General features: G+C 71.7%; 18 protein-coding genes. 11 read left to right on the plus strand and 7 right to left on the minus strand.

From position 1 onward, the window contains the following. Positions 1 to 35 precede the first annotated feature (35 nt). The 3 genes from R2D22_RS13270 to R2D22_RS13280 all read left to right on the plus strand — a co-directional run bounded on the left by R2D22_RS13270 (position 36) and on the right by R2D22_RS13280 (position 2,505). A complete protein-coding gene (locus tag R2D22_RS13270) occupies positions 36 to 908 on the plus strand; it encodes an NAD-dependent epimerase/dehydratase family protein (RefSeq protein WP_318103339.1) in 873 nt (290 codons plus the stop codon). A 37-nt stretch (positions 909 to 945) separates the two neighbouring features. Further along, positions 946 to 1,740: an MBL fold metallo-hydrolase gene (locus tag R2D22_RS13275; RefSeq protein WP_318103340.1), complete on the plus strand. Its 795-nt coding sequence runs from the start codon at positions 946 to 948 to the stop codon at positions 1,738 to 1,740. A 144-nt stretch (positions 1,741 to 1,884) separates the two neighbouring features. After that, positions 1,885 to 2,505, plus strand: a complete 621-nt coding sequence (locus R2D22_RS13280) for an HAD family acid phosphatase (protein ID WP_318103341.1) — start codon at positions 1,885 to 1,887, stop codon at positions 2,503 to 2,505. 71 nt (positions 2,506 to 2,576) lie between these two features. On the opposite strand, the gene R2D22_RS13285 is transcribed toward R2D22_RS13280, so the two are convergent. Continuing rightward, a complete protein-coding gene (locus tag R2D22_RS13285) occupies positions 2,577 to 4,103 on the minus strand; it encodes a ricin-type beta-trefoil lectin domain protein (RefSeq protein ID WP_318103342.1) in 1,527 nt (508 codons plus the stop codon). A gap of 137 nt (positions 4,104 to 4,240) precedes the next feature. Between R2D22_RS13285 and R2D22_RS13290 the strand changes: the two genes are divergently transcribed. The 3 genes from R2D22_RS13290 to R2D22_RS13300 all read left to right on the plus strand — a co-directional run bounded on the left by R2D22_RS13290 (position 4,241) and on the right by R2D22_RS13300 (position 9,022). After that, on the plus strand, positions 4,241 to 5,641 hold the full coding sequence (locus tag R2D22_RS13290) for a class II fumarate hydratase (protein WP_318103343.1): 1,401 nt from the start codon (positions 4,241 to 4,243) through the stop codon (positions 5,639 to 5,641). Positions 5,642 to 5,685: 44 nt separating this feature from the next. Then, positions 5,686 to 6,360 (plus strand): cytidylyl-2-hydroxypropylphosphonate hydrolase, encoded by a 675-nt coding sequence (fomD, locus tag R2D22_RS13295; protein WP_318103344.1) that lies wholly within the window; start codon positions 5,686 to 5,688, stop codon positions 6,358 to 6,360. A 523-nt stretch (positions 6,361 to 6,883) separates the two neighbouring features. Beyond that, the gene (locus R2D22_RS13300; RefSeq protein ID WP_411977135.1) at positions 6,884 to 9,022 is read left to right on the plus strand and encodes a SpoIIE family protein phosphatase; all 2,139 of its coding nucleotides are present in this window, start codon (positions 6,884 to 6,886) and stop codon (positions 9,020 to 9,022) included. Positions 9,023 to 9,124: 102 nt separating this feature from the next. Here the strand turns inward: R2D22_RS13300 and R2D22_RS13305 are convergent, their stop codons facing one another. Then, positions 9,125 to 11,326, minus strand: a complete 2,202-nt coding sequence (locus R2D22_RS13305) for a transglycosylase domain-containing protein (RefSeq protein ID WP_318103346.1) — start codon at positions 11,324 to 11,326, stop codon at positions 9,125 to 9,127. A gap of 270 nt (positions 11,327 to 11,596) precedes the next feature. On the opposite strand from R2D22_RS13305, the gene R2D22_RS13310 reads away from it, so the two are divergent. Genes R2D22_RS13310 through R2D22_RS13320 form a run of 3 tightly spaced genes read left to right on the plus strand, consistent with a single transcriptional unit; the run spans position 11,597 to position 15,170 of the window. After that, positions 11,597 to 12,121, plus strand: coding sequence for a PadR family transcriptional regulator (locus tag R2D22_RS13310; RefSeq protein ID WP_318103347.1), 525 nt, complete (start codon positions 11,597 to 11,599; stop codon positions 12,119 to 12,121). Further along, positions 12,118 to 12,801 (plus strand): ABC transporter ATP-binding protein, encoded by a 684-nt coding sequence (locus tag R2D22_RS13315; RefSeq protein ID WP_318103348.1) that lies wholly within the window; start codon positions 12,118 to 12,120, stop codon positions 12,799 to 12,801. The genes R2D22_RS13310 and R2D22_RS13315 overlap by 4 nt, the downstream gene beginning before the upstream one ends. Next, the gene (locus R2D22_RS13320; RefSeq protein WP_362733615.1) at positions 12,798 to 15,170 is read left to right on the plus strand and encodes an FtsX-like permease family protein; all 2,373 of its coding nucleotides are present in this window, start codon (positions 12,798 to 12,800) and stop codon (positions 15,168 to 15,170) included. The genes R2D22_RS13315 and R2D22_RS13320 overlap by 4 nt, the downstream gene beginning before the upstream one ends. On the opposite strand, the gene R2D22_RS13325 is transcribed toward R2D22_RS13320, so the two are convergent. Beyond that, the gene (locus tag R2D22_RS13325) at positions 15,157 to 16,110 is read right to left on the minus strand and encodes a hydrogen peroxide-inducible genes activator (RefSeq protein WP_318103349.1); all 954 of its coding nucleotides are present in this window, start codon (positions 16,108 to 16,110) and stop codon (positions 15,157 to 15,159) included. The genes R2D22_RS13320 and R2D22_RS13325 overlap by 14 nt on opposite strands. A gap of 152 nt (positions 16,111 to 16,262) precedes the next feature. Here R2D22_RS13325 and R2D22_RS13330 point away from each other — a divergent pair, with 152 nt between their 5' ends. Together R2D22_RS13330 and R2D22_RS13335 are read left to right on the plus strand one after the other, a co-directional pair. Further along, the gene (locus R2D22_RS13330) at positions 16,263 to 16,817 is read left to right on the plus strand and encodes a peroxiredoxin (RefSeq protein ID WP_318103350.1); all 555 of its coding nucleotides are present in this window, start codon (positions 16,263 to 16,265) and stop codon (positions 16,815 to 16,817) included. A 2-nt stretch (positions 16,818 to 16,819) separates the two neighbouring features. Next, a complete protein-coding gene (locus tag R2D22_RS13335; RefSeq protein WP_318103351.1) occupies positions 16,820 to 17,356 on the plus strand; it encodes an alkyl hydroperoxide reductase in 537 nt (178 codons plus the stop codon). Positions 17,357 to 17,421: 65 nt separating this feature from the next. Here the strand turns inward: R2D22_RS13335 and R2D22_RS13340 are convergent, their stop codons facing one another. The 4 genes from R2D22_RS13340 to R2D22_RS13355 form a co-directional block, all read right to left on the minus strand. Next, on the minus strand, positions 17,422 to 18,873 hold the full coding sequence (locus tag R2D22_RS13340; RefSeq protein WP_318103352.1) for an AI-2E family transporter: 1,452 nt from the start codon (positions 18,871 to 18,873) through the stop codon (positions 17,422 to 17,424). Positions 18,874 to 19,002: 129 nt separating this feature from the next. Further along, entirely contained in the window at positions 19,003 to 19,692 is a 690-nt protein-coding gene (locus R2D22_RS13345) for an aggregation-promoting factor C-terminal-like domain-containing protein (RefSeq protein ID WP_411977016.1), read from the minus strand. 420 nt (positions 19,693 to 20,112) lie between these two features. Then, a complete protein-coding gene (locus R2D22_RS13350; protein ID WP_318103355.1) occupies positions 20,113 to 21,435 on the minus strand; it encodes a PhoH family protein in 1,323 nt (440 codons plus the stop codon). Between the two features lie 270 nt (positions 21,436 to 21,705). Next, entirely contained in the window at positions 21,706 to 22,467 is a 762-nt protein-coding gene (locus tag R2D22_RS13355; RefSeq protein ID WP_318103356.1) for an isoprenyl transferase, read from the minus strand. Between the last annotated feature and the right edge of the window lie 19 nt (positions 22,468 to 22,486).

Genomic DNA, 22,486 nt, shown 5'->3' on the forward strand with positions numbered 1-22,486 from the left:
GGCGGTCAACGGGAGTCCGATCCAGTGGAGTTGTCATGAAGGTCCTGGTCCTTGGAGCCACCGGCTACATCGGTTCCGCGGTGGTGGCGCGGCTGACGCAGGAGGGCCACGAGGTGGTCCCGCTGGTGCGGGACGCGCTCGCGCTCGCGCCCGACGCGCCGGTGAAGGTCGGTGATCTCACCGATCCGGAGTCGCTGCGCGCGGCGGTGACGGACGACGTGGACGCGGTGGTGAACCTGGCGCCCCCGACCGGCGAGGAGGCGGTGGACGCCGCCGCGCTCGACGCGCTGCTCGCGCCGCTGCGCGGCACCGGCCGGGCGCTCCTCTACACCAGCGGCGTGTGGGTGCTGGGCGCCACCGGCGACGCCCCGGTGGGCGAGGAGGCGGCGACGGACCCGGTCGCGCTCGTCGGCTACCGGCCGCGGATCGAGCGGCAGGTGCTCGACGCCGCCGGTGACGGCGTCCGCGCGCTCGTGGTCCGCCCCGGCATCGTGTACGGCCAGGGGGGCGGCATCCCGGGGATGATGACCGGTTGGGCCCGGGAGCACGGTACGGGCCGGTACGTGGGCTCGGCGACGACGCGCTGGCCGATGGTGCACGTGGACGACCTCGCCGAGCTGTACGTGCTCGCCCTGACCAAGGCCGAGGCGGGCGCCCTGCTGCACGGCGTGGCGGACGAGGCCGTGCCGGTCGCCGCGCTCGCGGCGGTCGCGGACCTGGCGGCGGGCGGCACGGGCCGGGCCGAGTCGTGGCCGCAGGAGCAGGCCGCGGAGGCGCTCGGGGCCCCGTTCGCGGAGGCCCTGGCCCTGCACCAAGTGGTGTCCGCGCGCCGGTCCTTCGAGAACCTGGGCTGGCGCCCGAGCCGGCCGCACGTCCTCACCGAGCTGGCCGCGGGCACGCGTGCCTGACCTCGACGACCTGAAGCACGACTTGAAGGAGGAGTTCATGACCCACCCCATCTGCCGCGCCTGCGGCACCCAGTACGCCGAACCGCGCGACGACTGCCCGGTGTGCCTGGACGAGCGGCAGTACGTGGCCCCGGGCGGCCAGCGGTGGACCTCGCTCAAGGAGCTGCAGGCCGAGGGGCACTCCGGGCGGTTCGAGGAGCAGGGGCCGGACGTGTTCGGCATCGGCGTCACGCCGGAGTTCTCGATCGGTCAGCGCGCGCTGCTGCTGCGCACCCCCGCCGGGAACGTGCTGTGGGACTGCGTGCCGTACCTGGACGACGAGATGGTGCGCCGCGTCGAGGAACTCGGCGGCATCGACCACATCGCGATCAGCCACCCGCACTTCTACTCGGTGATGGTGGAGTGGGCGCACGCCTTCGACGCCCCGGTCCACCTGCACGAGGCGGACCGGGAGTGGGTGGGCCGGCCGGATCCGGCGCTGCAGTTCTGGAGCGGGCGGACGAAGCCGCTGACGGACGAGCTGACGCTGATCAACCCGGGCGTGCACTTCCCGGGCAGCACGGTGCTGCACTCGAGCGCGGGCGACGGCGCGCTGTTCACCGGTGACGTGGTCAACGTCGGACCGGACCCGCGCTGGGTGAGCATCATGTACAGCTTCCCCAACCACGTACCGGAGCAGCCCCAGAAGGTCCGCGCCGCCGCCGACCTGCTGGCCGGCTACCGCTTCGAGCGGATCTACGGCGCCTGGTGGGGCCGGGTCGTCACGTCGGGCGGCGAGGAGGTCCTGGCCCGTTCCGTGGAGCGCTATCTGCGGTTCGAGCGGGGCGAGTGACGTAGCGGCGGGGCATGGGGCCGGGACGTGGCGGCCTTCTGATCAGAAACTCGCTACCGACCGGTAGCCCTCTCGTTGCCTACCGGTCAGTATTGGCCGCGAGCATGTCAACCACTGAGCCAGGTAGACCACTCGGGAGCCCCCATGCCCTCCGCCAAGAACACCGCCGCCACGCTCGGCCTCACGGCCGTCCTCGTCGTCGGCGTCGCCCCCGCGGCCTCCGCGGCCGATCCTGACAGCCACCACACGTCCACCGCTGCGATCAAGCACGTCGACTACACGACCTGGCGGCACGACGTGGCGACCGTGGTCGACGAGGCGCGGCCGTACATCGAGAAGCGGTCCGAGAACGCCGGGCGCGAGAAGCAGGCGATCGTGCTCGACATCGACAACTCCTCGCTGGAGACGGACTTCCACCCGTTCTGGGAGCTGCCGACGCCGGCCATCCCCGAGGTGCGTGCGCTGGTCGCCGACGCGCACGAGCGCGGGGTCGCGGTCTTCTTCGTGACCGCCCGGCCGGGGATCATCTACTCCCTCACCGACTGGAACCTCAAGCAGGCCGGCTACCCGGTCGACGGTCTGTACGTGCGGTCGCTGCCCGACCTGTTCGCCGAGGTCAGCACGTACAAGACGGCGAAGCGCGCGGAGATCGAGGCCAAGGGCTACACGATCATCGCGAACATCGGCAACAACACCACCGACATCGTCGGCGGGCACGCCGAGCGGGCCTTCAAGCTGCCGGACTACGACGGCAAGCTGTCCTGACGCACGCGCAAGGGGCCCGGCCACCCCCCGGTGGCCGGGCCCCTCCGCGCTTGCCTCTCCTGCTTCCGCTGCTACGCGAATCTCTGGTTCGCCGAGCCGTTGCAGGTCTGGATCCGGATCGGCTCCCGCGCCGCCGACTGCGTCAGGCACATGCCCGTCGCCGCCGCCGGACGGATCGTCGCGCCGACCTTCGTGAACTTCTGGTGGGCGAGCCCGTGGCAGTTCCAGACGAGCAGCGCCGTGCCCGCCGGGTACGAGGTGTTGGGCACGTCCAGGCACCGGTCCTGGGTGAGCCCGGTGTGGATCGTCTGACGCGCCGTGTCGTACCACCACGTCTGGTTGCGGCCGCCGTGGCAGTCCCAACCGAGCACCTTCGTGCCGTTGGCGCTCTTGGAGCCGTCGAGGTCCACGCAGTTGGCGGTCGCCTCGTTCTTCAGCGGCCGGTACGCGTCGTCCCAGGCGACCGGGAACAGGGTCGGTGTCCCGGTCGAGTTGACGTCCGCGCAACCCGCCTCACGCAGACCCGAGTTGTAGATCTGGGTCAGGCAGGACGCGAAGGCCGCGTGGCCCCGCGCGTTCGGGTGGAAGGACTGCCGGACCGAGTTCTCGTCCGGCGTGCCGGGCTTGGAGAGGTCGATGTACAGGCCCCGGGCCCAGGGGTCCTCCATGCAGACCTCGTGGCCGTGGAACAGCCGCGAGTTGTCGAGGAAGGTCGCCCCGGTGGACTGGGCGATCCGGCGCATGCCCCGCTCGAACGCCGGGACGGCGGTGTTGCGGCCCCAGACGGTGTCGGAGTCGTAGCCCATGCCGCCGCAGACGAGCTTCCCGGGGAAGTTCGGGTTGTCGTAGAAGTCCGGGCCGATCGGGCTGGGGTAACCCATGAGCACGAGCTTGTAGTCGGTGTCCGCGTACCCGGCGTCGCGCATCACGGTGCGCAGGTCGCGCACGCTCGCCTCGACCTTGGGGACGAGGGCGTCGACGCGGGCCTGCCAGCCGGGGGCGTACTTGGGCTCGCAGGGGCCCTGGGAGAGCAGGAAGCGCTGGACGCAGTCGGTCATGACCGGGCCGAACTGCAGGTCGTCGTTGGCGCCGGCGACCAGCAGCACCATCTTGATCTTGGTGTTGCGGGCCTTGATGGCGAGGCTGTCGCTCTGGACCAGCTCGTCGGCGTACTGCTTGGCGCCGCCGATCTTGATGTTGCCGGTGTACGCGCCGGAGCAGGACACGTTGAACGTGAGGTCCGCGGGGATTCCGGTGCGGTGGATGGCGGCCTCGGGCGAGCGGTGGCACCAGTTGGTGGGGCCGTTGGTCGGCGATTCGTACGTGCCGACGCCCTCGCCGGAGATCTCGCTGTCGCCGAGCGAGATCAGGCCGGTCTTGCGCTGGGTGAGCGGCCGTTCCTCGGGGCTGCCGTAGATCTTGGTGGCCTCGGCGGCCCGGATCGCCTCCAGTTCGGGTGAGAGCGGTACGGAAGCGGTGGTGCGGGGTGCGGTCTCGGCCGCGCCGGCGGGGGCCGCGGCCGTCATGGATCCGAGGGTGGCGGCGGCCGCGGCGGAGGCCGCGATCGCCCATCGGAGTCTGTACCTGGTGCGCCTCATTGCGCCTCCTGGATGTGGGGTTACCCACGGTTTTTACTGGCCGGTACGCGCGATGGGAATACACGCAACAAGACAACTGCTCATGTTTTTGGGGGAGATCATGATCCCCGGGACGGCGCAGTGAGAGGTGGGACGAGATGACCGGCGGCGAAGAGTTCCGGATCGAGCACGACTCCATGGGCGAGGTCCGCGTCCCCGCGCGTGCCAAGTGGCGGGCCCAGACGCAGCGGGCGGTGGAGAACTTCCCGGTCTCCGGGCAGCGCCTGGAGCGGGCCCACATCGAGGCGCTGGCCAGGATCAAGGCGGCGGCGGCCAAGGTCAACGCCGAGCTGGGAGTGATCGGCGCGGACGTGGCCGGAGCGATCCAGGAGGCCGCCGCCGAGGTCGCGGAGGGCCGCTGGGACGACCAGTTCCCGGTCGACGTGTTCCAGACGGGCTCGGGGACCTCGTCCAACATGAACACCAACGAGGTGCTCGCGACCCTCGCGACCGAGCGCCTCCCCGAGGGCACGGACGTGCACCCCAACGACCACGTCAACGCCTCGCAGTCGTCCAACGACGTCTTCCCCTCCTCCATCCACATCGCGGCGACCGCCGCCGTCACCGGCGATCTGATCCCCGCGCTCGATCGTTTGGCCGCCTCCCTGGAGCGGAAATCGGCCGAATTCGCGGACGTGGTGAAATCCGGCCGCACGCACCTCATGGACGCCACCCCGGTCACCCTCGGCCAGGAGTTCGGCGGGTACGCCGCCCAGGTCAGGTACGGCATCGAGCGGCTGCGCGCCTCGCTGCCCCGGCTCGCCGAACTCCCCCTCGGCGGTACGGCGGTGGGGACCGGCATCAACACCCCGCCCGGCTTCTCCGCGGCCGTGATCGCCGAGGTGGCCCGGGCGACCGGGCTGCCGCTGACCGAGGCCCGCGACCACTTCGAGGCGCAGGGCGCGCGGGACGGCCTGGTGGAGACGTCCGGGCAGCTCCGCACCATCGCCGTCGGCCTCACCAAGATCTCCAACGACCTGCGGTGGATGGCCTCCGGACCGCGTACCGGACTGGCCGAGATCAATCTCCCCGACCTCCAGCCGGGCTCGTCGATCATGCCCGGCAAGGTCAACCCGGTGATCCCCGAGGCGGTCCTGATGGTTGCCGCGCAGGTGACCGGGAACGACACCACGGTGGCGGTGGCCGGCGCGGCCGGGAACTTCGAGCTCAACGTGATGCTGCCGGTGATCGCGAAGAACCTGCTGGAGTCGGTCCGGCTGCTGGCCAACGCCTCGCGGCTGCTCGCCGACCGCACCGTCGACGGGATCACCGCGAACGTGGAACGGGCCCGGGAGTACGCGGAGTCCTCGCCGTCCGTCGTCACGCCGCTCAACAAGTACATCGGCTACGAGGAGGCGGCGAAGGTCGCCAAGAAGTCGCTGGCGGAGCGGCGGACGATCCGCGAGGTGGTCCTGGACTCCGGCTACGTCGAGCGGGGGGACCTCACCGTCGAGCAGTTGGACGAGGCGCTGGACGTGCTGCGCATGACGCATCCGTGACGTTCGCCGCAGCGGCCCCCGCGCGGCCCACCTAAGATCTGCGCATGACAGCATCGGCAGCTTCGCAGCACAGCGCGCACTGGGCGCCGGGGGACCGCATCCTCTGGCGCTACCGCGGCATCGGCTCCGGTGACGTGCACATCTGTCGGCCGGTGACCGTCGTGCAGGACACCGCCGAGCTGCTCGCGGTCTGGATGGCGCCGGGCACCGAGTGCGTCAAGCCGGTGCTCACCGACGGCACGCCCGTCCACGAGGAGCCGCTGGCGACCCGGTACACCGCCCCGCGCACGACGACCCGCGCGCACTGGCACGGCACGGGGGTGCTGAAGCTGGCGCGGCCCGACGAGCCGTGGTCGGTGTGGCTGTTCTGGGAGCGGGGCTGGCGGTTCCGCAGCTGGTACGTGAACCTGGAGGAGCCCCGGACCCGGTGGTCCGGCGGGGTCGACTCCGAGGACCACTTCCTGGACATCTCCGTGTACCCCGACCGCAGCTGGTTCTGGCGCGACGAGGACGAGTTCGCGCAGGCACAGCGGTGCGGGCTGATGGGCGCCGCGCAGGCCGAGCGGGTACGGCGGGCCGGCGCCGCGGCCGTCGAGCTGATCGGCGCGTGGGGGGCGCCGTTCTCGGACGGCTGGGAGGACTGGCGGCCGGATCCGGCCTGGACGGTTCCGGATCTTCCGGCGGACTGGGACCGCACCCCGGCGCACACGGCACCGTGAGACCCTTGATGCGCCCCCGGGGTGCAAACGTAGGATCGTCCTCCGCAAGGCCGTGACGCATCAACCAGTGAGTACAGCGCAGGACCTGACCGTAAGTCATTCAAGAGGGGGAGAGCGTGCCGGACGTGTGCCCGGGTGTGCGTACCCCTGCCGATTCCGTGTTCGCATCGACGTCCCGTCCGGGGTTTAGCCCCGGTGACGGCGCGGCATCGGCTGACAGAGCGATGGCATCGCACAACCGGCCCGGACGGACGGAATCCCACGCGTGACGGAGCATCCCACCTCCCACGAAGGCCGCCAGCCCCTGGCTGACCGCCCGCAGGAACGCACCCGGCCGCGCCCCGACGCCCCGGCGGTCCCGGCGCCGGGCGATCACGGCGTGCTGCCCGACGCCGCGCCGTCGCCGCGCGGGGTCGAGCCGGGGCGGCAGGGCGAGCAGCCGCGGCCGGGCGGCCAGGACCGTGCCGCCGCGAAGCCGTCCCGCCGCCGCAAGCCGGCCCGCAAGGGCGGCTCCGGTACGGCGCTGCCCGCTCAGCCCGGCACGGACCGGTCCGAGACGGACGTCCGGGCCGCCGAGGCGGCGGCGAAGCCGCCCCGGCGGGGCCGGCGCACCCCCGACGAGACACCGGCCAAGGGCCGGACCCCGGCCCCGGCGGGCCCGGGCGAACCCGCGGACGCGCACGCGCGGACCGACGCGGCGGGCGACGCCACCCGGGCCGTCCGGCGGACCGACACCGGAGACCGGAACGCGCCGGACGCCAGGGCCGCCGAGGCGGCGGCGCGGCCGTCCGGCCGCGGCGGACGGGCGGCGGACGCGGGGAGGGCCGCGCCCAAGGGCAGCTCCGCGCCGGCACAGCGGGCGGGCGACGACGGCCCCGGCGGCACCGCTCCGGGCGGCTCCGCGGGCTCCGCCGGGGGCGACGGGCCCGGGCGTCCGGGCGGGAACGGCTCCGCGGGCTCCGGCGCCGAACCCGCGCGCCGCGAGGGCGACCGGCTGCGGTTCGTGGGGGCCGCCACGCGGCGCGTCGCCCGCGGCATAGACCTCGACGAGATCGTGCTCGGGCTGTGCCGGGCCACCGTGCCCACGTTCTCCGACGCGATCCTGGTCTACCTGCGCGATCCCCTGCCCGTGGGCGACGAGCGGCCGGTCGCGCCGTTCGTGCTGCGGCTGCGCCGTACCGACCGGCTCCGTTTAACCGAAGGCGACGGCGAGGACGCCGTACTGGTCCCCGATCCCGACCCCACCCCGGCCGCCGAACTGTGCGAGGTCCGCTCCGGCGGCGCGCTCGCCGAAGTGCTGCGCGGGGTGCGGCCGGTGTTCGGCGACTCCGCGGCGGCCCTCGCGGCGCTGCCCGAACTGCTCGGCCCCGACCACCCGCTGCCGCCCGGCCACCGGGCGATCCTGGCGCCGCTGCGCGGCCGTCGGCGCGTCATCGGCGCCGCGGTGTTCCTGCGCCGCCCCGAGCGGCCGGCGTTCGAGCCGAACGACCTGCTCGTCGCCGCCCAGCTGGCGACGCACACCGCGCTCGGCATCGACAAGGCGGTGCTGTACGGGCGCGAGGCGTACATCGCGGACGAGCTCCAGCGCACGATGCTGCCGGACTCGCTGCCCCAGCCGACCGGTGTCCGGCTGGCCTCCCGCTACCTGCCGGCCGCCGAGACGGCCCGGGTCGGCGGCGACTGGTACGACGCGATCCCGCTGCCCGGCAGCCGGGTCGCGCTCGTCGTCGGCGACGTCATGGGCCACTCCATGACCTCCGCCGCGATCATGGGCCAGCTGCGCACCACCGCGCAGACCCTGGCCGGGCTCGACCTGCCGCCGCAGGAGGTGCTGCACCACCTCGACGAGCAGGCCCAGCGGCTCGGTCAGGACCGCATGGCGACCTGCATGTACGCGGTGTACGACCCGGTCTCGCACCGCATCACCATCGCCAACGCCGGTCACCCGCCGCCGATACTGCTCCACCTCGGCGGCCGGGCCGAGGTGCTCCGCGTCCCGCCGGGCGCGCCGATCGGCGTGGGCGGGGTGGACTTCGAGGCGGTCGAGCTGGACGCCCCCGCCGGGGCGACGCTGCTGCTCTACACCGACGGCCTCGTGGAGTCCCGGCTGCGCGACGTCTGGACCGGCATCGAGCAGCTGCGCGAGCGGCTCGCCGCGACCGCGCAGCTGACCGGGCCGGACCACTCGCCGCCGCTGGAGGCGCTCTGCGACGACGTGCTCGACATGCTCGGCCCGGGCGACCGGGACGACGACATCGCGCTGCTCGCCGCCCGGTTCGACGGGATCGCGCCGAGCGATGTCGCGTACTGGTTCCTGGAGCCGGAGGACGCGGCCCCGGGCCGGGCCCGCCGGCTGGCCCGGCGGGCGCTGGCCCGCTGGGACCTGGAGGAGCTGACGGACTCGGTCGAGCTGCTGGTCAGCGAGGTCGTCACGAACGCGGTCCGGTACGCGGAGCGGCCCGTGACGCTGCGGCTGCTGCGGACGAACGTGCTGCGCTGCGAGGTCGGCGACGACTCGCCGCAGCTGCCGCGGCAGCGCAGGGCCCGGGACACCGACGAGGGCGGCCGCGGGCTGTTCCTGGTGAACCGGCTGGCCCGGCGGTGGGGCGCGACGCGGCTGTCCGGCGGCAAGGTGGTCTGGTTCGAGCTGCCGACGCGCTGAGCGTCCGGCGCCGCACACGCCGCACACGACAAGGGCTGCGGCCCGGACCCTGAGAGGGGTCCGGGCCGCGGCCCTTCTTCGTCGGTCGTTCCCGGGCCGTCGCTACGGGATGGTGTCCGAGACCACCTCGTCGCCCGGGTCCGGCGGGCTCGTCGGCCCCGTCGGCCGGCCGGTCCGGGTGCGGGTGGGCAGCGGGTCCGGGTCCTGCGTGGACGGGTCGGACGGCGGCGGCGGGGCCGGGCTCTCCGTGTCCGCGGGCGGCGTCGGGTCCGGGGTCTCCGTCTCGGCCGGCGGGGTCGGGTCCGGGCTCTCGGAGGTCTCGGACCGGGTCGGGACCGGCTCGACGACCGCGTTGTCCCCGAGCTCCAGGTCGAACCGCTCGTCGGAGCCGCCGCCCAGCGCCTTGGTGGTGTAGGCGTTCCAGATCAGCGCGGGCGTCCGCCCGCCGTTGGCGCGGCCCTCGTTGATGGTGTCGGTCAGGGTGACCTGGCCGGTGCCGTCCGGCTTCTCGCCGAACAGGCCGACCGCGGTGACCAGTTCGGGGGTGTAACCGACGAACCAGGCGGAGCGGTTGTTCTCCGAGGTGCCGGTCTTGCCCGCGGCGTCGTAGTCGCCGGCGGCGCGGAAGCCGGAGCCGGACTTGACCACGCCGGTCATCGCCTTCGTGACGGTGTCGGCCGTCTCGCGGCTGACCACCTGCTCGCCGCCCGACTTCACCGGCTGCACCTGGCGGTCCTTGTGCGTGGCCGACTTCACGATGGACGGGGTGACCTTCTTGCCGTGGTTGTCGAGCGTCGCGTAGACGCCCGCCATGTCCCAGGTGGAGGCGCCCATGGTGCCGAGCGACATCGCCGGGTGCTCGCCGAAGTCCTTGCCGTCCTTCATACCGAGGTCGAGGGCGGTCTTCTTCACGTTGCCCATGCCGACGTCCACGATCATCTGGGCGTAGACCGAGTTGATGGACTTGTTGGTGGCCGTCTGCACGTTCACCATGCCGTGGTCCCGGTCGTCCTCGTTCTCCGGGGCGAACCGCTCGTCGCTGCCCTCGACGGGCCGCTTGCTGGTGCCGTCGTAGACGGTGCCCAGGCCGATCTTGCGGCCGTCCTGGGTCTCGGCGCCGTTCTCCAGGGCGGAGGCGAGGACGATCGGCTTGAAGGTCGAGGCGGGCTGGTAGTCGCGGCGGGTGGCGTTCGACATCCAGTGCTCGGTGGCGCCGACGCCGCCGTACAGGGCGACGACCGCGCCGGTCTTCGGGTCGACGGAGGTCGCACCGGCCTGGACGACCGCCTGGCTCTTGTCGCCCTTGCGGTCGATCTTGTCCTCGAGCTGCTGGTCGACGGCCTTGACCAGAGACTTCTGCTTCTTCTCGTCGATGTTGAGGGTGATCGTCCAGCCGCCGGCCTTCAGGTCCTCCTCGTTGACGCCCTGGCGGATCAGCTCCGCGTTGGCGGCCTCGACGATGTAGCCGGTCTGGCCCTCCATCCCGGGGGCGGCCTTGGGGGCCTTGGGGACCGGGAAGGTCAGCGCGGCGCGCTCCTCGGCGGGGAGCCAGCCCTCCTCGACCATGTTGTTCAGGGTGTAGTTCCAGCGCTCCTGCACGAGGCGGCGGCCGGTCTCGGTGGCGGAGGTCCAGTCGTACTGGCTGGGGGCCTGGAGCACCGAGGCGAGGTACGCGCCCTGGGCGACGGTCAGCTTCTCGGCGTCCACGCCGTAGTACGCCTGGGCGGCGGCCTGGATGCCGTAGGCGTTGCGACCGTAGTAGCTGGTGTTGATGTACCCCGCGAGGATCTCGTTCTTGGTCATGCGCTGGTCGACCTTGAGGGCGATGACCAGTTCCTTGAGCTTGCGGGTGACGGTCTGGCTCTGGTCCAGGTAGTAGTTCTTGACGTACTGCTGGGTGATCGTCGAACCGCCCTGCTTGCCCTTGCCGGTGAGCGTGGTGAGCGCGGCGCGGGTGGTGCCCTTGATGTCGACGCCGTTGTCCTTGTAGAAGCTCTTGTTCTCCGCGGCGACGAAGGCGCGCTGGACCGGCAGCGGGATCTTCTCCAGACCCACGATCTCCCGGTTGACCTTGCCGTCCCGGGCGAGGACCTTGCCGTTGCTGTACTTGTACACGTTGCTCTGCATGGTCGCCTCGGCGTTGGCGTTCGCCGGGACCGGGACCATCAGGTAGATCGCGTACAGGGCGCCCATCCCCAGCAGGCAGGCCACGAGGAAGGTGCCCAGCAGCTTCCGCCAGGTGAAGAGACGGCGTATGCCGCCGCCGCCCTGCGACGCCGCCCGTCGCGTGTTGGCTCGGCCCATCGCTTCGTTGCTCCGCTCGTCGTGTCGTAGGTCCGCTTCGGATTCAGGATCGGGATCAGCTGAAGAAGCTAACACCGCCACCTATGACAAAGGGCAACCGATCCGGTCTTTTCCGGACGTGAGAATCAGCACCCACTCCTGTGGGAACCGACGCGCGGAACGCCCGAAGGGTTGCGCCCGGCGCCCGGCACATCACCCGTTCGAGCCGTCGAGCGCCCCGGGACGGGCAGCTATACACGCCGCGTATACACTCCGTGTAGAGTGACGCTCATGTCCATCGGTCACACCCTTCTCGGGCTCCTCGAATCCGGCCCCCGCCACGGCTACGACCTCAAGCGCGCGTTCGACGAGAGATTCGGCCACGACCGGCCGCTGCACTACGGGCAGGTCTACTCGACCATGTCCCGGCTCCTGAAGAACGGCCTCGTCGAGGTCGAGGCGATCGAGCCCGGCGAGGGCCCCGAGCGCAAGCGGTACGCCATCACCGAGGCCGGGATCACCGACGTCGAGCAGTGGCTGAGGCAGCCGGAGAAGCCGGAGCCGTACCTCCAGTCCGTGCTGTACACCAAGGTCGTCCTCGCCCTGCTCACCGGCCGCGGCGCGGCTGAGCTGCTCGACGCCCAGCGGGCCGAGCATCTGCGGCTGATGCGCGAGCTCACCCGGCGCAAGCAGGCCGGCGACCTCGCCGACCAGCTCATCTGCGACCACGCCCTGTTCCACCTCGAAGCCGATCTCCGCTGGCTGGAACTCACCGCGGCCCGGCTCGACGCGCTCGCAGCGGAGGTCCGCCGGTGACCGCCGCACCCCTCCTGCGCGCCACCGGGCTCGACAAGGCGTACGGGCCCACGCCCGCCCTCGCCGGCGCGGACTTCGCGATCCGGGCCGGCGAGGTCGTCGCCGTCATGGGCCCCTCCGGCTCCGGCAAGTCCACGCTGCTGCACTGCCTGGCCGGGATCGTCCGCCCCGACGCGGGGACGATCCTTTACGACGGGCGGGAGCTGACCGCCCTGTCGGACGCCGCGCGCAGCGCCCTGCGCCGTACCGACTTCGGCTTCGTCTTCCAGTTCGGCCAGCTCGTCCCCGAGCTGACCTGCGTGGAGAACGTGGCCCTGCCGCTGCGTCTGAACGGCGAGCGGCGCAAGGCCGCCGAGGCCCGGGCCACCGAGTGGCTGGACCGCCTGGAGGTCGGGGACATCGCGAGGAAGCGCCCCGGTGAGATATCCGGCGGCCAGGGCCAGCGCGTCGCGGTCGCCCGCGCCCTCGTCACCGCCCCGCGCGTGCTGTTCGCCGACGAGCCGACCGGCGCGCTGGACTCCCTCAACGGCGAGCGGGTCATGCGGCTGCTCACCGAGGCCGCCCGGGACACCGGCGCCGCGGTCGTCCTCGTCACCCACGAGCCTCGGGTCGCGGCCTACTCCGACCGCGAGGTCGTCGTCCGCGACGGCCGGGTCCGGGACACGGAGTGGGCGGCATGAACCTCCGCGTCTGGGCCCGCGACCTGGCCCTCGGCGCCCGGTTCGCCGCCGCCGGAGGCCCCTCCGGCCTCCTCCGCACCCTCCTGACCGCGACCGGCGTCGGCTTCGGCGTGGCCCTGCTGCTGCTCGCCGCCTCCCTGCCGAACATGCTCTTCGAGCGGGAGGTGCGGGAGTCGGAGCGCTCCGTCGACGGCAGCGAGCAGGTCACCTCCCCCCGGCCCGACTCCTTTCTCCACCTCGGGCAGACCACCGAGTACCGCGACGTCGTCGTCACCGGCCTCCTGCTGCGCCCGGAGGGCGACGCCCCGCCGCTGCCTCCCGGCGCCGCGCGGTTCCCGGCGAGCGGCGAGATGCTGGTCTCCCCCGCGCTGCGCGAACTGCTCGACTCCCCCGAGGGCGCGCTGCTCGCCGAGCGGCTCCCCTACAAGATCGTCGGCACGATCGGGCCGGCCGGACTCATCGGCCCGGCCGAACTGCGCTACGTCGCCCACGTCGACTTCCTCACCACCGACACCTACGACGGGCGCGGCACGCGCTACGGCTGGTCGGTACCCGAGGAGCCGCTGAACGCCTTCCTGCTCCTGCTCGTCGTCGTCGCCTGTGTCGTCCTGCTCCTGCCGGTGCTCATCTTCGTCGCGGCCGCCGTCCGCTTCGGCGGCGAGCAGCGCGACCGGCGCCTCGCGGCGCTCCGGCTCGTCGGCGCGGACACCGCGGCGACCCGCCGGATCGCCGCCGGCGAATCCCTGGTGGGCGCCCTGCTCGGGCTGCTCGTGGGCCTCGGGATCTTCGCCGTGGCCCGGCAGTTCTCCGGGTCCTTCACCCTCTGGGACGTCAACGCCTACCCGTCCGACGTCGTGCCGATGCCCGCGCTCGCCGCGCTCGTCCTCGTCGCGGTCCCGGCCGCCTCGGTCGTGGTCACCCTGTTCGCGCTGCGCGGGGTGGCGATCGAGCCGCTCGGGGTGGTCCGGACCGCCACGCCGCGCCGCCGCAGGCTGTGGTGGCGGCTGCTGATCCTCGCGATCGGCGTGGCGCTGCTCGTCCCACTCGTCGGCCGGGTGCGGGTGACCGAGACGAGCGTCGACACCGCCTGGATCGTGACCGCGACGACGCTGTTCCTGATCGGCCTCACCACCCTGCTGCCCTGGCTCGTCGAGGCCGGGGTGAAGCGGCTGCACGGCGGCCCGGTGGCCTGGCAGCTCGCCGTCCGCAGGCTCCAGTTGAGCAGCGGAACCGCGGCCCGCGCCGTCAGCGGCATCGTCGTCGCGGCGACCGGGGCGATCGCGCTCCAGATGCTCTTCCAGGCGATGGAGACCGACTTCACGGAGCTCACGGGCGAGGACTCGTCCCGCGCGCAGCTCGCGATCTCGGTCGACGCGAAGTCCGGCGACGAGGCCCGCACGATGCTCACCCGCCTGGAGCGGACGAAGGGCGTCAGCGGCGCGATCAGCGTGATCAGGTCGCACGCGTACCGGCCCGGACCTCCGCCGCAGGGCGAGGAGGCCCCCTCGTTCACCTCGATCAGGGTCGGCGACTGCGCCTCCCTCGGAGAGTTCGCGACCCTGCCCTCCTGCCGCGACGGCGACGTGTTCGTCTTCCTCGCGCACGGCGAGCAGGGCGCACCGGACGACACCCTCGTCACCCGCACCGCGCGCCCCGGCGCCACGGTCGTCCTGCGCGACCCCTCCGCCCCCGCCGACGGCCGGCGCGCCCCCGCGAGCGGTCCTGCACCCCGGTGGCACATCCCCGCCACCGCCCGGCTGGTCGACTCCCGCCCCGCCCCGACGGGCATGTACGAGTACGGGATCCTCGCCACCCCGTCGGCGATCGACGCCGGCCTGCTCGAGGAGCCCGACGCGGAGACGATGCTCCGGCTCGACCCGTCCGTGCCGGACGCCGCCGACCACGTACGGAACGCGGCGGCGGCCATCGACCCGACCTCCTGGGTCCACTCGCTCCAGAACACGCAGCAGAGCGACCAGTTCAGCAGCGTGCGCACCGGCATCCTGATCGGCTCCACCCTGACGATGCTGCTGGTGGCGGCCTCGCTCCTGGTGTCGACCCTGGAGCAGCTCAGGGACCGCAGACGACTGCTGTCCTCGCTGGTCGCCTTCGGCACCCGGCGCTCCACTCTGGGCTGGTCGGTGCTGTGGCAGACGGCGGTGCCGATCGTCCTCGGTCTGACCCTCGCCGTCGCGGGCGGACTCGGCCTCGGGGTCGTCCTGTTGAGGACGACCGGCCAGCGGGTCCACGACTGGTGGGCCTTCCTGCCGGTGACCGGGGTCGGGGCCGCGCTGATCGCCGCGGTCACGCTGCTCAGCATGCCGCTGCTGTGGCGCCTGATGCGCGCCGACGGACTCAGGACGGAGTAGCCGGAGCGGCTTCCGGGGTCGCGATCCGGACCGGGAGGCGCTTCATCGCGCCGCGGAGCGCGCCCGCCAGTTCCTCGAACTCGGACTGGCGGGCCGCTCCCGTGCGCATCGCAAGCGCGATCCGGCGGGACGGGGCCGGGGCGGCGAAGTCCCCGGTGAGCAGCGCCGAGTTGCGGGCCGTCTCCACCTTCACGGCGGTGCGCGGCAGCAGCGTCACGCCGAGGCCGCCGGCGACCAGCTGGACCAGCGTCGACAGGCCCGCCGCGGTCGTGGTGACCGGGGCTCCCTCGGTGCGGCCGGCCTCGCGGCAGATGTCGAGGGCCTGGTCGCGCAGGCAGTGCCCCTCGTCGAGCAGCAGCAGGTCGAGTTGCCTGAGGGCCTCGCGCGGGATGTCGGTACGCCCGGCCAGCGGGTGCGCGTCGGGCGCGACCAGGACGAAGTCCTCGTCGAACAGCGGCACTTCGGTGACCCCGGGTACCCCGAGAGGCACCGCGAGCAGCAGCAGGTCGAGCCGCCCGGCGGCCAGCCCCTCCAGGAGGGACGAGGTCTGCTCCTCGTGGACCTGGAGATCCAGCTCCGGGTAGCGGGTGTGGACCAGGCGCAGCACGGTCGGCAGCAGGTACGGCGCGACCGTCGGGATCACCCCGAGCCGCAGCACCCCGGTGAACGGGGCCTGCGCGGCCTCCGCCTCCTCCATCAGCTCGCCCACCGCGTCGAGCACCGCACCGGCCCGCGCCGCGAGCCGCTCCCCCGCGGGCGAGAGCAGCACCTTGCGCGTCGTACGCTCGAGGAGCTGGACACCGAGTGCCTCTTCGAGAGCCGAAACCGCGCCCGAGAGCGCCGGCTGGCTCATCCCGATCGCCGCTGCGGCGTCCCGGAAGTGGAGGTGCTCCGCGACCGCCGCAAAGGCTCTGAGCTGGGACAGGCTGGGCTGCTTCACGCGCCGGACGGGAACCACTGATAACCACCTTCGATCAACCCGACCGAGTCTAGCTATTTCACTGATCAATGCACCCCGTGCCAGTATGTGAGACGTCCAACCCCTCACGGAAGCCCCCAAAAGGGATCCTTCCGACTCTGCAAGGAGAGCGCGTGCTCACTGTCGGTGACAAGTTCCCCACCTACGACCTGACCGCCTGCGTGTCGCTGGAGAGCGGCAAGGAGTTCGCGCAGATCGACCACAAGTCCTACGAGGGCAAGTGGCGCGTGGTGTTCTTCTGGCCGAAGGACTTCACCTTCGTCTGCCCGACCGAGATCGCCGCCTTCGGCAAGCTGAACGACGAGTTCGCGGACCGCGACGCCCAGATCCTCGGCGTCTCCGGCGACTCCGAGTTCGTCCACCACGCCTGGCGCAAGGACCACGCCGACCTGCGTGACCTGCCCTTCCCGATGCTCGCCGACTCGAAGCACGAGCTCATGCGCGACTGCGGCGTCCAGGGCGAGGACGGCTTCGCGCAGCGCGCCGTCTTCATCGTGGACCCGAACAACGAGATCCAGTTCACCATGGTGACCGCGGGCTCCGTCGGCCGTAACCCCAAGGAGGTCCTGCGGGTCCTGGACGCCCTGCAGACCGACGAGCTGTGCCCGTGCAACTGGAACAAGGGCGAGGACACCCTCGACGCCGGCAAGCTCCTGGCCGGTGAGTGAGCATGGCCCTCGATGAGCTGAAGTCCGCGATACCGGACTACGCCAAGGACCTGAAGCTGAACCTCGGTTCGGTCATCGGCAACAACGACGCGCTCACCCAGCAGCAGCTGTGGGGCACCGTCCTGTCCTGCGCCATCGCCGCGCGCTCGCCGAAGGTCCTCGCGGAGCTCGAGCCTGAGGCCAAGGCCAACCTCAAGCCCGAGGCGTACCAGGCCGCCAAGTCCGCCGCCGCGATCATGGCGATGAACAACGTCTTCTACCGGACCCGGCACCTGCTGTCGGACCCGGAGTACGGGACGCTGCGCGCCGGTCTGCGGATGAACGTCATCGGCAACCCGGGCGTCGAGAAGATCGACTTCGAGCTGTGGTCGCTGGCCGTCTCGGCGATCAACGGCTGCGGCCAGTGCCTCGACTCGCACGAGCAGGTGCTCCGCAAGGCGGGCGTGGACCGCGAGACGATCCAGGAGGCGTTCAAGATCGCCTCGGTGATCCAGGCGGTCGGCACGGTGCTCGACGCGGAAGCGGTCATCTCCGAGTAGCGGGCCGTACGTGACGAAGGGCCCCGGGGACATCATGTCCCCGGGGCCCTTGTCTCGTTCCCGGCTCAGTCGTCCCGACTCACGGTCCCCGGCGCGGCCGTGAAGGCGACCCCGTGCGCCGTCGCGCCGCGCGGTTCCGGCGAGGCCCGCAGCGCCTGTTCGTGCGAGTACGCGCGGAGGTAGCCGACCACCGTGTTGGTGACCGCGACCAGCGGCACCGCGACCACCGCACCGCCGATGCCGGCGATCAGACCGCCGCACGCCACCGCGAGGACGACCGCGAGCGGATGGACCCGGACCGCGCGGCCGAGGATGAACGGCTGCAGCACATGGCCCTCGATCTGCTGCACCGCGAGGACCACCACGAGCACCATCAGCGCGGTGAACACCCCGTTGGTGACCAGCGCGACGACCACGGCCAGCGCCCCGGACACCACCGCGCCGACGAGCGGGATGAACGCGAACAGGAAGATGAACACGGCGAGCGGCACCGCCAGCGGCACGCCGAGGAAGTAGATGCCGACGCCGATGAAGATCGCGTCGATGAGCGCCACCAGAACCGTGCCGCGCACGTACGCGGTGAGGGTCCGCCAGGCCCGCGGCCCCGCGCCCGCGACACCCGGCCTGGCCTGGGCCGGCACCAGCTTCAGCGTCCACTGCCAGACCTTCTTCCCGTCGTACAGAAGGAAGAGCGTGCAGAACATCGCGAGCAGTATCCCGGTCAGCGCCTCGACGACCACGGTCACGCCCTGGAGTCCGGCGGAGGTGATCTGCTCGGTGTTGGCGCCGATGGTGTCGCTGAGGTTCTTGGCGATGTCGTTGATCTGCTGCTCGGTCACGTGGAACGGGCTGTCGAGCAGCCAGCGCTTGAGTTCCTCGATGCCGTCCCGGACCCGGTCGGACAGGTTGTCGATGTTGTCCATCACCTGCCAGACCACGAACCAGCCCATCAGCCCCATGAGCACGAAGCCCGTGACGGCCGTGACGGCGGTGGCCAAGCCGTGCGGCAGCCCGACGCGGCGCAGCCGGGTCACGGTGGGCTGGAGCACGGCGGTGATGAGCAGCGCCGCGACGAAGGCCAGCACCACGAGCTCGATGGTGCTGATCACCTTCATCAGCACCCACAGCGTGCCCGCGAGGACGAGCAGCCGCCAGCCGGCCTCGGCTGCGACCCGGATGCCCCACGGGAGGGCGACGACGGGGTCGGGGCGCGCGGCGACGGCCGGCGCGTACGCGGGCGGCGCGGGCACCGAATCGCCGGACTTCGCCGCGGCTCCGGCCGGCTGCGGGCCTGCGTCCCCGGGCGCGCTCTTGTCGGTGCCGGCGCCCGCGGGTTCCGCGGAGCCGTTCCCGGCGGTCGAGGCCCCGGAGGAGGAGGTGTGGTTCGCGTCCGGCGCGAGGTAGGGAGGGGAGAGCTGATCGTCCCGCTCGGCCGCCGCCCTGCGCGCGTCCAGGCGTTCGCCCATCCGGTGCAGCGCATCGCCCAACCCGTTGAGCCAGCCCGGCAGTCTCGACATCTTCTTCCCTCTTCCCCCGCCACTCCCCTCGGGAGCCCGCTTACGGACCGGCCCCGAACCTACACGCACGCAGCCCCTCACCGAAGGACGGCGAGGGGCTGCGCGAGGTTGAGCGTGGCTACCGGCGGCCTAGTACCAGTGGTTGGCCTGCCAGAAGGACCAGGCGCCACAGGGGCTGTCGTAGCGCCCCTCCATGTAGCTGAGGCCCCACTTGATCTGGGTGGCCGGGTTGGTCCGCCAGTCGGCGCCGGCCGAGACCATCTTCGAGCCCGGCAGCGCCTGCATGAGACCGTACGCGCCCGAGGACGGGTTGGTGGCCCGGTAGTTCCAGCCGGACTCGTGGTCCACAATGTTGCTGAAGCACTGGAACTGGTCCGCCGGGATCATCTGGCGGGCCATCGCCTTGACCTCGGAGATGGAGTACGAGCCCTGCGCGGCGAAGTCCGACGCGTCGCGCACGGAGGCGCGGTTGGCGCGCAGCTCCTTGTCCTTGCGCTCCTGCTCCGCCTTGTCGGCCGCCTTCTTCTTGGCCTCGGCGTCCTTGGCGGCCTGGATGCGGGCGGACTCCTCCGCGGCCTTGCGCGCGGTCGAGTCGGCGGCGGCGGCCTGGGCGTCCGCCTGCTGCGACAGCGACGACACCTGTACCTGGGCCTGCTCGCCGACGGGAATGTCCGCGAGCAGCGTGGTGTCGGCCGCGGTGGCCTCGAAGTTGTCGTCAGCGGCCTGCGTATTGCCCGCGGCAACGCCGACGACGGCGCCGACAGTGGTGACCGCAGTGGCCGAAGCCACCGCGAATCCCCGGACCGAGATCCGGCTCAAGGGGTTTCCTTCCAGCATCGCCCACACAGGTGACCTCGTGGGCGAAATCGTGCCCCTGGCGCTGGTCTTCGAACTACTCGGTCACAAAAGACACGGGCCCGTGGTGCTGTGGGCGGCATACGGCGGACAAGTCTGGAGTTGTGTGGTGCTGAGCATCCCTGAGGATGCACGTGTGCCGTATGCGGGGCCTGACGGAAGCAAGACTCTGCCGGAAGCCGATGCCGCAAGGCAATTCCCGGTTACGTGGGAAAGCTCACACCTCGGCAGTCACAGGAGTTTTGACCGATCCGCAGACAGCGCGGCGCCGCCCGGCTAAGCTCCTGCGCTTCGCCGGGCGGCGCCAACTCCCTTTCAGGACGATCCCGATCCCTTTCGGGACATTGGGGTCCGGTACATGGGGGACATTAGGGATGTACCCCGTCAGATGTGTCCGTCCTCCAGCATCTCGGTCACGAGCGCGGCGATCTGCGAACGCTCGGAACGGGTGAGCGTGACGTGCGCGAAGAGCGGATGGCCCTTCAGCTTCTCGACCACGGCGACGACTCCGTCGTACCGGCCGACCCGGAGGTTGTCCCGCTGGGCCACGTCGTGCGTCAGCACGACACGGGAATTCGACCCGATCCGGGACAACACGGTCAGCAGCACGTTCCGTTCGAGCGACTGCGCCTCGTCGACGATCACGAACGCGTCGTGCAGCGAACGGCCGCGGATGTGGGTGAGCGGCAGGACCTCCAGCATCCCGCGGCCCAGCACCTCCTCGATCACGTCACGGCTCGCCACCGCCGACAGCGTGTCGAACACCGCCTGCGCCCAGGGGCTCATCTTCTCGGCCTCGGTGCCCGGCAGATAGCCCAGCTCCTGCCCGCCCACCGCGTACAGCGGCCGGAAGACCATCACCTTCTGGTGCTGGCGCCGTTCGAGCACCGCCTCCAGGCCGGCGCAGAGCGCCAGCGCCGACTTGCCGGTACCGGCCCTGCCGCCCATCGAGACGATGCCGACGTCCGGATCGAGCAGCAGGTCCAGCGCGATCCGCTGCTCGGCGCTGCGGCCCCGGATCCCGAAGGCCTCCCGGTCCCCGCGCACCAGTCGGACGTTGCCCTCGGCCGTGACCCGGCCGAGCGCCTTGCCGCGCTCCGACTGGAGCACCAGGCCGGTGTGCACCGGCAGCTCGGCGGCCTCCGGGACGTACAGCGTCTCCTCGCCGTAGAGGATGTCCACCTGGTCCGCGGAGAGTGCCAGTTCGGACATTCCGGTCCAGCCGGAGTCCGTGATGGCGAGCTCCGCCCGGTACTCCTCGGCCAGCAGGCCGACCGAGGAGGCCTTGATGCGGAGCGGCAGGTCCTTGGAGACGACCGTGACGTCGTACCCCTCGGCCTGGAGGTTGCGCGCGACCGCAAGGATCCGCGAGTCGTTGTCCCCCAACCGGTAGCCGGCCGGGAGCACGCCGGGGTCGGAATGGTTCAGCTCGACCCGCAGCGTCCCGCCCAGGTCCCCGATGGGAAGCGGGGCGTCGAGGCGTCCGTACCGGACCCGGAAGTCGTCCAGCAGGCGCAGCGCCTGCCGGGCGAAGTAGCCGAGCTCGGGGTGATGCCTCTTGGCCTCCAACTCGGTGACCACGACGATCGGGAGCACGACCTCGTGCTCCTCGAACCGGGCCATCGCCTTGGGGTCGGCCAGCAGGACGCTGGTGTCGAGAACGTAGGTGCGCCGGTCGGGCATGCGGCGCTTTGTGCTGGTCACCACGGAAGGACAGACCCCCCTTTATTGGGACGCATGATCGCGGGTGGTTGGGGCCGGGCTCTGGCCACGATGCGTGGGCCGAGCACCGGCCCTCCGCGTCGTCCGTACACGTCCTGCACGGTCGTCCTGGTGCAAAGGGCCTCCCGGGCGAGCGGTCTCCGTGCCGCTCACTCTGGAAGTGGTATTCCCTCGAACAACCTCAGCCATGCCATGGCATATGACGGCGTGTTCGTGAACGAGGGGTGACCGAGGCGCGCCCGGGGCGCGCCTGGCTCAGGTGCCGTAGCGGCGGTGCCGGGCGGCGTAGTCGCGCAGCGCCCGCAGGAAGTCGACCTTGCGGAAGGCCGGCCAGTGCACCTCGCAGAAGTAGTACTCGGAATGGGCGCTCTGCCACAGCATGAAGCCGGACAGCCGCTGCTCGCCGCTGGTACGGATCACCAGGTCCGGGTCCGGCTGGCCGCGGGTGTAGAGGTGCTCCGCGATGTGGTCGATGTCGAGGACCTCGGCCAGCTCCTCGAAGCTCGTCCCCTTCTCCGCGTGCTCCAGGAGCAGCGAGCGGACCGCGTCCGCGATCTCCTGTCGGCCCCCGTAGCCCACCGCGACGTTCACGAGTATCCCGGTGTTGCCCACGGTGGCCTGCTCGGCCTCCTTCAGCACCGACTGCGTGCGGGCGGGCAGCAGGTCCATCGTGCCCACGTGGTTCACCCGCCAGCGGCCGTCCGAGGCGAGCGCGCGCACCGCGTTCTCGATGATGCCGAGCAGCGGGACCAGCTGCTCCTCGGGCCGGTTCAGGTTGTCGGTGGAGAGCATCCACAGCGTGACGACCTCGACGTCCGTCTCGGCACACCAGCCGAGCAGCTCCTGGATCTTGTCCGCGCCGGCCTTGTGGCCCTGTTCGGGGGTGCCACCGGAGGCCTTGGCCCAGCGCCGGTTGCCGTCGAGGATGACGCCGATGTGCTTCGGCACCTGGGCGTGATCGAGTCGGCCTTCCACCCGGCGCGCATAGAGCCCGTACACCAGGTCGCGCAGGTTCACTGTTCCTTACCCCTCCATC

Origin of the sequence: Streptomyces sp. HUAS YS2 (genome assembly GCF_033343995.1) — a bacterium.
GTDB classification, from domain to species: Bacteria; Actinomycetota; Actinomycetes; order Streptomycetales; family Streptomycetaceae; genus Streptomyces; species Streptomyces solicathayae.

Bases quoted from the DNA above. Each gene is read 5' to 3' on its own strand.
- R2D22_RS13270 (WP_318103339.1), top strand. From the start codon at position 36: ATGAAGGTCCTGGTCCTTGGAGCCACCGGCTACATCGGTTCCGCGGTG.
- R2D22_RS13275 (WP_318103340.1), top strand. From the start codon at position 946: ATGACCCACCCCATCTGCCGCGCCTGCGGCACCCAGTACGCCGAACCG.
- R2D22_RS13280 (WP_318103341.1), top strand. From the start codon at position 1,885: ATGCCCTCCGCCAAGAACACCGCCGCCACGCTCGGCCTCACGGCCGTC.
- R2D22_RS13285 (WP_318103342.1), bottom strand. From the start codon at position 4,103: ATGAGGCGCACCAGGTACAGACTCCGATGGGCGATCGCGGCCTCCGCC.
- R2D22_RS13290 (WP_318103343.1), top strand. From the start codon at position 4,241: ATGACCGGCGGCGAAGAGTTCCGGATCGAGCACGACTCCATGGGCGAG.
- fomD (WP_318103344.1), top strand. From the start codon at position 5,686: ATGACAGCATCGGCAGCTTCGCAGCACAGCGCGCACTGGGCGCCGGGG.
- R2D22_RS13305 (WP_318103346.1), bottom strand. From the start codon at position 11,326: ATGGGCCGAGCCAACACGCGACGGGCGGCGTCGCAGGGCGGCGGCGGC.
- R2D22_RS13310 (WP_318103347.1), top strand. From the start codon at position 11,597: ATGTCCATCGGTCACACCCTTCTCGGGCTCCTCGAATCCGGCCCCCGC.
- R2D22_RS13320 (WP_362733615.1), top strand. From the start codon at position 12,798: ATGAACCTCCGCGTCTGGGCCCGCGACCTGGCCCTCGGCGCCCGGTTC.
- R2D22_RS13335 (WP_318103351.1), top strand. From the start codon at position 16,820: ATGGCCCTCGATGAGCTGAAGTCCGCGATACCGGACTACGCCAAGGAC.
- R2D22_RS13340 (WP_318103352.1), bottom strand. From the start codon at position 18,873: ATGTCGAGACTGCCGGGCTGGCTCAACGGGTTGGGCGATGCGCTGCAC.